Raw genomic sequence first — 8,767 nt, 5'->3', positions numbered from 1 at the left:
GGAAATGTGGGGCTAGCCCGTCAACTGGGCGATAAGCGCCCGGAGCAGTTCGAGGTCGCGCCGACGGGTTTCCGTCGGCGAACGACCGTCGGAGCTTTCCGGCGCAAGTGACGCACGAACTCTGCGCAGTTTGTCCCGCAGGTACTGGACCTCGTCCGGGGGCAGCAGCCCCTCGCGCAGCAATAGCACGACGTGCCCACCGTGCTCGACGACGTCGATGGGCGCCGGCATCGCGACGGTCACGACGCGGATGCCGATCGGCTCCTGTTGATCATAAATCATGAAAAGTCGATCCTCCGCGATGACCTCGGCCGTGCCGTCGTCCCAGAGAACCGTCGCGCGGGCCGCGCTTGGCGGTACCCAGCCGACCGTCTCGACCCGCACCCTGTCGTCACCCGGCCCTGGCCCACGGCGCGGTGCGGTGTGTACCGCCAGCACGGTTCCGCAGCGCGACCAGACCCCACCACCAAGATCATCTACTGGAGATACCCGATCTCCCCTGGCGAACATGACGAGACCGCCTCGGCCATCGGGTGCCGCTGGTCTCTGCGCCGGCATAGCGTGATCGTAGAGTGATATGGGTGGCGGCTGTCACGGGCGCCTGCCGACGCCAGCCGGCCATAGGGCCTGGACACACACGTGGTCACAGATCCGAACGCCTCCGGCGCCGAATGCTCGGCCATGCATCGCCCGACACTTCACGGAGTTGATGCCCGCAATCCCCTGGCTGGGCGTACGTTCGCGGAGCGGCTGGAACGAACGATCCGTTGGCGCTCACCCGGAGGCCACCCATGCGCGACACCGACTATCCCCCCATCGAGGAACACGCGGTTATCGGCGATTTGCGCACGGTAGCACTTATCGCGACCAACGGCACCATCGACTGGTACTGCCCAGAGCGCTTCGACAGCCCCTCGGTGTTCGCCAGCCTGCTCGACGCCGAACGCGGCGGAGCATTCCGCATCCACTGTCCCGGCTCCCGCACCAAGCAGCTCTACCTGCCGGACTCCAACGTGGCGATGACCCGTTTCCTCGCGCCGCAGGCCGTCGGGGAGGTCGTCGACTTCATGGTCCCGGTCGACAGCGACGTCACCGAAGCACCGCACGTCATCGTCCGCCAGGCCCGGGCCGTCCGCGGGCGAGCCGCGTTCTCGCTGCGCTGCCACCCGCGCTTCGACTACGGACGCACACCACATACAGTGACGATCGTCGACGGTCAGGGAGCGGTGTTCGACTCCCCTGTCGGTACCCTCACACTACGCACCTGTGTGCCTCTTGTGCCCGACGGAGAGGGCGTCACCTCGACATTCGCGCTGGACACCGGAGAAAGCGCGGATGTCGTCCTGGAATGGAACACCCCCATCCGCCCGCTCGTGGCAGGCGAGGCGGAGCACCTGTTCAACCGCACCCTGGTCTACTGGCAGAACTGGCTGCGCCGCAGCCGGTATCACGGCCGCTGGCGGGAAATGGTGAACCGCTCAGCGCTCGTTCTCAAACTGCTGGTGTACCGGCCGACCGGTGCGCTGGTCGCCGCGCCGACCACATCGCTGCCGGAAGAACTCGGCGGCATCCGCAACTGGGATTATCGTTACACCTGGATCCGCGACGCCGCGTTCACCATATACGCCCTGATGACGCTCGGGTTCACCGACGAGGCCGCCGCCTTCATGGACTGGCTGGAACAGCGCTGCCACGAAGCCCAGGCAGATAACGGCCTGCATGTCCTGTACAGCGTGGACGGCAATGCCGACCTTGATGAAATCGTGCTCGAGCACCTGGACGGCTACCGTGGCTCGCGGCCGGTCCGGATCGGCAACGGCGCCGCCGGCCAGCTCCAGCTGGACATCTACGGCGAGCTCATGGACTCGGTCTACCTGTACAACAAGCTCGCCGCGCCCATTTCCTTCCAGCTGTGGGAGGCGCTTTCCCGCCAGCTCGACTGGCTCGCCAAACACTGGGAGGAACCGGACGAAGGCATCTGGGAGACCCGCGGCGGCCGGCAGCGCTTCACCTATTCAGCCTTGATGACCTGGGTGGCCTTTGAACGTGCGTGCCGCATATCCCGCCAGCGCGGCCTGCCCGGCCCGACGAACGAATGGAAGGACTACGCCGGCCGCGCCTACCGTTTTGTCCAGAACGCGGCCTGGGACCCGGTCCGCGGCGCGTATATGGAACATCCCGGATCATCCAGGCTGGACGCCTCGCTGCTGTGCATGCCGCTGGTGAAGTTCTCCGGGCCCACCGATCCGCGTTTCCTGTCAACTCTCGACCGCGTCGGTGAGGACCTCGTCAGCGACAGCCTGGTACGCCGCTACGCCACCGACGGCAGCGACGGTCTGCACGGGGACGAAGGCACGTTCAACCTGTGCTCCTTCTGGTACGTCGAGGCCCTCACCCGCGCGGGCCGGGTCACCGAGGCCCGGCTGGTGTTCGAGAAGATGCTCACCTACGCCAACCACGTCGGCCTGTACGCCGAGGAGATCGGGCCGTCCGGAGAGGCGTTGGGGAACTTCCCGCAGGCGTTCACGCATCTCGCCCTGATCAGCGCCGCCGTCCACCTGGACCGGGCGCTCGGCTAGAACGATCTCCATAACAGGAGGTCGCCGACGGGCATAGGAGCCGTCAGGCGTCCGCGTGTCGGCTGGAAGCCGACATGTTGCTGACGGGTGACCCGATCCACCGGCAGGATGGGTGGGGTACATCCGGCTCACCAGCGCTGGGCTGAAGACGATGCAGGGACGATGGACGAGGGGCGCGACGATGGCGGGACTTGACCGTTTCCGGGTCGAGGTGGTGACCGGACGCGGAGCGGATGCCGGGGTGGTGGTCCGTCTGCCGGGGGTCCTTGTCGTCGCCCGGATGGGGCGTCCCGAAACACACGAAGTAGCCAAGACGCTACTGGCACTATGCGCTGAGGTCGCCAGTGACTCGGGGCCGGCGTCGAGTACCGGCCGCCGGCTGGTACGCCGGGTCGCTGGGCTGCTCGCGGACGCCGACCCAGAGGCCGTGCCCGACTTCACCCTGGTGGCTGGGGTGGGCGACCGGTTGGCCGCGCTGATCCACGGTTCGATGGAACTGGCCGCCCACGGACCGACCCCGCTCGCGCTGTCCGGAGCCGAATCCGCCACCTGGGTGGACCGCCTGCTGCCCGCCGAGGTCGCCCGGCTCGACATCGGGCCGGTGGGCACACTCGGACCAGCCGGCATCGTCGGCGCCGATGGCGTGACAAGCGACCCCAGAGGTGACGCTTTCCCGCTGGACCTGCGGATCGGTGCCGTGCCCGGCATCGGGGCGACGCTGGTGGCCTCCGACTCACCGGCGGCGGTCGTACCCAGAGGCGCTGAGGAGGAGTTCCTGGCCGAGATCGGCGGGCCACTCGACCCGATGACCTCGGCGGCACCGATCCCGGCGGCGGGCGGCGAGCCGGCGGCGGGCGCGTCCCCCGGCGCCGGGCCGCAGTCGGTGTCGTCGATGTCCACGGCGCCACCGGCCCTGGCACCCCTGAACAGCCAGGACATCGACGATGCGGCGCGCTGGCGAGCAGCTGGCCAGCCCACGCAGGCCGCGGACTTCGCCGCTCTCACGTCCGCCGATGACGAACCACCGGCCGAACTCGCCGGACGTGACTCAGCGGCCCGGATGGAGGACACCGAGAGCGAGGCGCTCACGGAGCTGCCCGGCCGCGGTCTCGACGTCGCCGACCTGTTCGACGACCAGGACGCCCCGACCATGCTGCCCGGCCAGTCCGAAGCTCAGGTCGAGGGGATCCTCTGCGCCAACAGCCACTTCAATCACCCCGCCGCGCCGTACTGCACAGAATGCGGACTGTCCCTGGCCCAACAGACCGGGAAGCCGGTCTGGGGCCCCCGGCCGACAATCGGGATAATCGTCTTCGACGACGGCACGGCCATCGACGTCGACAAGGACCTGGTGATCGGTAGGCAGCCCGACCGGGACGAAGCCGTGCGAGCGGGCCGCGCGCGTCCGCTGATGGTCGAGGACGGCGAGAGCGCGGTGTCCCGCGTCCATGCGATCATCACGCTCAGTGGGTGGGACGCGGTCATCGCGGACCAGGGCTCAGCGAACGGCACCTACATCGCCCCGCCCGAGGCGACCGTGTGGACACCGCTGAACCCGCACGAGCCCGCTCCGCTCGTCCCCGGTACCCGGGTCCAAGTGGGCAAGCGGACGTTCGTGTTCAACTCGCGGATGCAGGTCTGAACGCGACATGGCCAGCGGCGACAGGACAAGCGACGGCAGCGGCCCCGGTGACAGCGACGGTGACAGTGGTGGGGACGCTGACCGGACGGTGAGGTTACGCCGGGCGTCCCGCTGGGTGCCGCTGGCGCTCGCCCTGGTGGTCGCGCTGCTGGCGGCTGGCGCGGGCCTGCGGGGAATCATTGACCGGCCCCCCGGCGACGGCTCCGTGGACGCGGGGTTCGCCCGCGACATGTCCGCCCATCATGCTCAGGCTGTCCAGATGGCGATGGTCGAGTTCCGCGGCGGTGCCGACGCGACCCAACGAGGCGTCGCCGCGGACGTCGCGCTCACCCAGCAGCGGGAGATCGGCATCATGTCGGCGTGGCTGACCCAGTGGGGCCTGCCACAGGTCTCGACTGACCCACCGATGCGCTGGATGCGGTCCGTGCACCTGGACCATGACAGCTCCGGACATGGCGGGGCCGCCACGGACGCCGTGCGCATGCCTGGCATGGCCACCAGCACGGAGCTGAGCCAGCTGGCCGGGGCGTCCGGGCGGGAACTGGACGCCCTCTTTCTCACCCTCATGATCCGCCACCACCGCGGCGGGATCACGATGGCGCAGGAGGCCGCGGCCCGCGCCGAGGAGCCCGACGTGCGCGCGCTGGCCCGAGCGATGGTCATCAACCAGGCAGCCGAGATCGAGCAGATGCAGGCCGATCTGCGTGCCATGGGCGTGCCCCCGGCCTGACCCGCCAGCAGCCCGCGCGAACCTTCTGGCCGCGCTGGCGGACAACCCGCCTGCGCCCCGTGCCGACACAGACCACACCTGTCCATCGGCTCGGACTTTCCTGACGTTGCCCCCACGGCATCTACTCCACGTCATTAGAGCGCCCGAGGATAGGGCGTTCGATCAGTGAGCGGCTCATCCGCGCCCGATCCGGCAAGGCGGCGGAGGAAGGCGCCCTGGTGCTGGGCGCCGACCGACGACAACGCGGCCGGGCGGGATGCGGGGAGCCGCGAGCCGGACAGTCCTATCCTCGGGCGCTCTAAGTCGGCGCACAAGAAGTCGGCTATAAAGGAATTATTCTGACCAATTTTTACTGTCCGGATACGGAGAGTCATTCATGGCAGCTGACACCACACAGGGCACCGGCCAACCGACACAGCCTGGAAAAAAACGCCCCCGCTGGCTGAAGGGGCTGATCATCGGTGGGATCATCGCGGTCGTCCTCCTGGTCGGCGGGCCGTTTGTCTACATCAATTTCATCGAAAGCACGCCCCCGGCCGAACTGTCCGTTGACACGCAGGCGAGCGGCGCGGGCGGCGGAACCACCAGCGGATCAGTGGATGGCACCTGGAAAATCACCAGCGGCTCGCAGGCCGGGTACCGCGTCAAAGAAGTCCTGTTCGGGCAAAGCACCACCGCGGTCGGCCGGACCTCAGGCGTCACCGGACAAATGATCATTTCTGGAACGACCGTTCCCACCGCCGGGTTCACCGCGGACATGACCACCGTCGCCAGCGACCAGTCACAACGTGACAACCAGTTCCGTGGACGGATCATGGAGACGTCGAAGTACCCGACAGCCAGCTTCACGCTGACCAAACCGATCGACCTCGGCTCGGTGCCCGGTGCTGGCGAGAAAAAGACCTACCAGGCAACCGGTGACCTCACCCTGCACGGCGTCACCAAGTCAGTCACAATCCCGCTCACCACACAACGGTCGGGCGCGCAAATCCTGATCAGCGGGCAGATCCCGGTCGTGTTCGCCGATTACAATATCAACAACCCGAGTTTCAGTGAGATCAAAACCGAGGACAATGGAATCATGGAAGTTGGGCTCGTGTTCACCAAAGCCTGATCCCGAGACGATGACGCATTGGGCGTACCATGGCCGGCTGTGCCCGTAGCCGACCAAGACACTCGATCTCTCGCCACCATGCGGGCGGGGCTTTGTCTCGTTCCAGACCACCTCCTGGGTCTCCTTCCGGGCCACCTCGTCGGCGCATGACCGCGAAGCGGCAACCGGAGCTGGTCGGTCGCACGGCGCTGGTAACCGGAGCATCCAGCGGGATCGGGCGCGCCATCGCCGTGCGGCTCGCCGTCGCGGGGGCGTCGGTCGTCGCGACCGGCCGGAACCGACGGGCTCTGGACGAGTTGGCCGCGGCGGCGGACCGCCGTGAGGTCGAGATACATCTCCACCCGGCTGACATCACCGACACCGATGCCCGAGCCGAGCTCGCCGCGGCCGTCCGCCAGCTGCCCGGCGGTCTGTCCATCATGATCCATTCAGCCGGCGCCTACCAGCGCTCGCCCGTGGCGGAAGCGGACATCAGCGACCTCGACCACCAGTACGCGGTGAACGTCCGTGCCCCCTACGCCCTCACCCAGCTCCTGCTCCCGGAACTCCTCGACGCCGGCCGGCGCTCAGGCGGAGACATCATCTTCGTCAACTCGACCCAGGGCATCACCGCCAGCCCGAACATCAGCCAGTACGCCGCCACCAAGCACGCGCTGCGGGCCATCGCCGACAGCCTGCGCGCGGAGGTCGCCGACGCGGGCGTCCGGGTGTGCACGATGCTCCCCGGCCGGACAGCGACCCCCATGCAGCGCCAAGTGGTCCAGGCCGGCGGCCCGTCCTGGGCGCCGGACACACTCATGGCACCGCGGGACGTGGCCGAAATGGTGACAGCGGTGCTCGCTCTGCCCATCCGCACCACCGTCACCGAGGTCGTGATGCGCCCGGCACGCATGCTCCCCGGGTAGCCCCTGATACCCCTGTTGCCAGGCGCTCATAGACGGCTGTCAATAATCGGGGCATGCTGCAATGATGGCCGCGACCCATGCCCGTTCCGGACCGGAGGCGCTGGCGAACGAGGACTGGGCATGCCGCACGCCGCTTGCCCGCGAGCCGCTGTCCGCCGAGGCGGCCGCCCAGCTTGCCGGCGTCCTGAAGGCCATGGGCGACCCGACCCGGCTGCGGCTGCTCTCACTGATCTACGCCCATGCCGGCGGCGAAGCGTGCGTGTGTGAACTGACCGAACCGCTGGGCCTGACTCAGCCCACTATCAGCCACCATCTCAAGGTGCTCGTCGACGCCGGTCTGCTCACCCGCGACAAGCGCGGTGTGTGGTCCTACTACCGGACTGTTCCCGCGCGGCTGGCCGCTCTCGGTAACATAATCATGCCGAGTGGGCTCACGGATGGCAGCGTGCCTGGCTGAGCTTCCACGAGGCTGCGGACGTCCCAACATGGGCGTGGCGTACCGTGGCGGCACAATCGAAGCAACAGGAATCGGAGCGTTTCCGGGGGGTGCGGCCGTGCCGGGAACGACGCCACCGCCCGTGTCGGGCAATGTCGTGGCCCCGCTTCGTCCGGAGGACCCTCGCCAGCTCGGGCCCTATCGCATCGCCGGCCGCCTCGGGCAGGGTGGGATGGGCGCTGTCTTCCTCGCCTCCCACCAGGATCCCGCCCAGCACGATGCCTCCCGCCAGGACAGCCAGTGGGTAGCGATCAAGGTAATACGCCCGGATCTCGCCGAGCACCCCGAGTTCCGCGCCCGCTTCCGGCGCGAGGCGGAAAGCGCCCGCAAGGTGAAGCGCTTCGCGACCGCCGCGGTACTGGATGCTGACCCCGACGGCCCCCAGCCCTACCTGGTAACCGAGTACGTCGAGGGACCGACCCTGTCGAAAATGGTCAGCGCCCGCGGCCCGCTGCGGCCCGCCGACCTTGAGCACCTCGCGCTGAGCGTCGCGACCGCGCTGAGCGCCATCCACAACGCCGGCATCATCCACCGGGACCTGACACCGTCCAACGTGCTGCTGTCACCGGTCGGCCCCAAGGTGATCGATTTCGGGCTCGCCCGCTCGTCGAACATCCTGACCAATATCAGCCATGTCGGCGCGCAGCCGATCGGCACGCCCGGTTACATGGCTCCTGAGCAGATAGTCGACGAGCCTGTCACCTCGTCCGTGGACGTGTTCGCCTGGGGCAGTGTCGTCATCTTCGCCGGGACCGGCCATTCGGCCTGGGGCGACGGACCCACCGACGTGATCCTCTACCGGATCATCCACGACGAGCCACGCCTCACCGGCATCCCGGACGACCTGCGCGAACTTGTCACGCGTGCGATGTGTAAGGACCCGGCCCAACGCCCGAGCGCCGACGCGCTGCGGGCCGTCCTGATGGGCGGTGCGGACGCCACCAGCCTGACCAGGCCGCCGGGGACGGCGGGAGCCCAGCCGAGGAAATCGGCGAGACGGCTGCGCAGAGGATCCGCGGAGGGCGGTCAGTCGGGCCGGCGCCCGGCGCCCGCCCAGCACGCCCCGCGCGATCCGGCGGCCGCGGTGCCGTCACCGCCCGACGTCGGTGGCACCGTGGGGCTCGTCCCGTCTGACCCGCCCGCGCCACCGCCGCCATCGTCGCCATCGTCGCCATCGTCGCCATCGTCGGTGCCATCGTCACCGGTCTCGCCCTATCCGCTGCTATCGCCCGCGCCGCCGGCCGCCGCCCCGGCCCGGCGGCTGCCGGCCACCCCCGCCCCCGCTCCGGTCGCACCTGGCC

8 protein-coding genes are annotated in these 8,767 nt (G+C 68.7%); 7 read left to right on the top strand and 1 reads right to left on the bottom strand.

Annotated features, from left to right (window positions below):
- Positions 1-12 precede the first annotated feature (12 nt).
- Positions 13-510 (bottom strand): hypothetical protein, encoded by a 498-nt coding sequence (locus MJ777_RS00040; protein ID WP_239372255.1) that lies wholly within the window; start codon positions 508-510, stop codon positions 13-15.
- Positions 511-791: 281 nt separating this feature from the next.
- Between MJ777_RS00040 and MJ777_RS00035 the strand changes: the two genes are divergently transcribed.
- From MJ777_RS00035 to MJ777_RS00005, 7 genes are all read left to right on the top strand, one after another.
- Complete coding sequence (locus tag MJ777_RS00035; protein ID WP_239311044.1) at positions 792-2,579, top strand: glycoside hydrolase family 15 protein; 1,788 nt, start codon at positions 792-794, stop codon at positions 2,577-2,579.
- 181 nt (positions 2,580-2,760) lie between these two features.
- A complete protein-coding gene (locus tag MJ777_RS00030; RefSeq protein ID WP_239311045.1) occupies positions 2,761-4,221 on the top strand; it encodes an FHA domain-containing protein in 1,461 nt (486 codons plus the stop codon).
- A 7-nt stretch (positions 4,222-4,228) separates the two neighbouring features.
- A complete protein-coding gene (locus tag MJ777_RS00025; RefSeq protein ID WP_239311046.1) occupies positions 4,229-4,951 on the top strand; it encodes a DUF305 domain-containing protein in 723 nt (240 codons plus the stop codon).
- A gap of 376 nt (positions 4,952-5,327) precedes the next feature.
- Complete coding sequence (locus MJ777_RS00020; protein WP_239372253.1) at positions 5,328-6,065, top strand: YceI family protein; 738 nt, start codon at positions 5,328-5,330, stop codon at positions 6,063-6,065.
- A 146-nt stretch (positions 6,066-6,211) separates the two neighbouring features.
- Positions 6,212-6,970, top strand: a complete 759-nt coding sequence (locus tag MJ777_RS00015; protein WP_239345543.1) for an SDR family oxidoreductase — start codon at positions 6,212-6,214, stop codon at positions 6,968-6,970.
- Between the two features lie 61 nt (positions 6,971-7,031).
- A complete protein-coding gene (locus tag MJ777_RS00010) occupies positions 7,032-7,427 on the top strand; it encodes a metalloregulator ArsR/SmtB family transcription factor (RefSeq protein ID WP_239372251.1) in 396 nt (131 codons plus the stop codon).
- A 97-nt stretch (positions 7,428-7,524) separates the two neighbouring features.
- Positions 7,525-8,767: serine/threonine-protein kinase (locus tag MJ777_RS00005; RefSeq protein WP_239372241.1), on the top strand; the 1,243-nt coding region annotated here is incomplete at its 3' end.

Source organism: Protofrankia sp. Cj5 (assembly GCF_917627405.1).
Lineage (GTDB): Bacteria > Actinomycetota > Actinomycetes > Frankiales > Frankiaceae > Protofrankia.
Note: the sequence above shows the minus strand (reverse complement) of the source record. Positions and strands in the feature narration are given on the sequence as shown.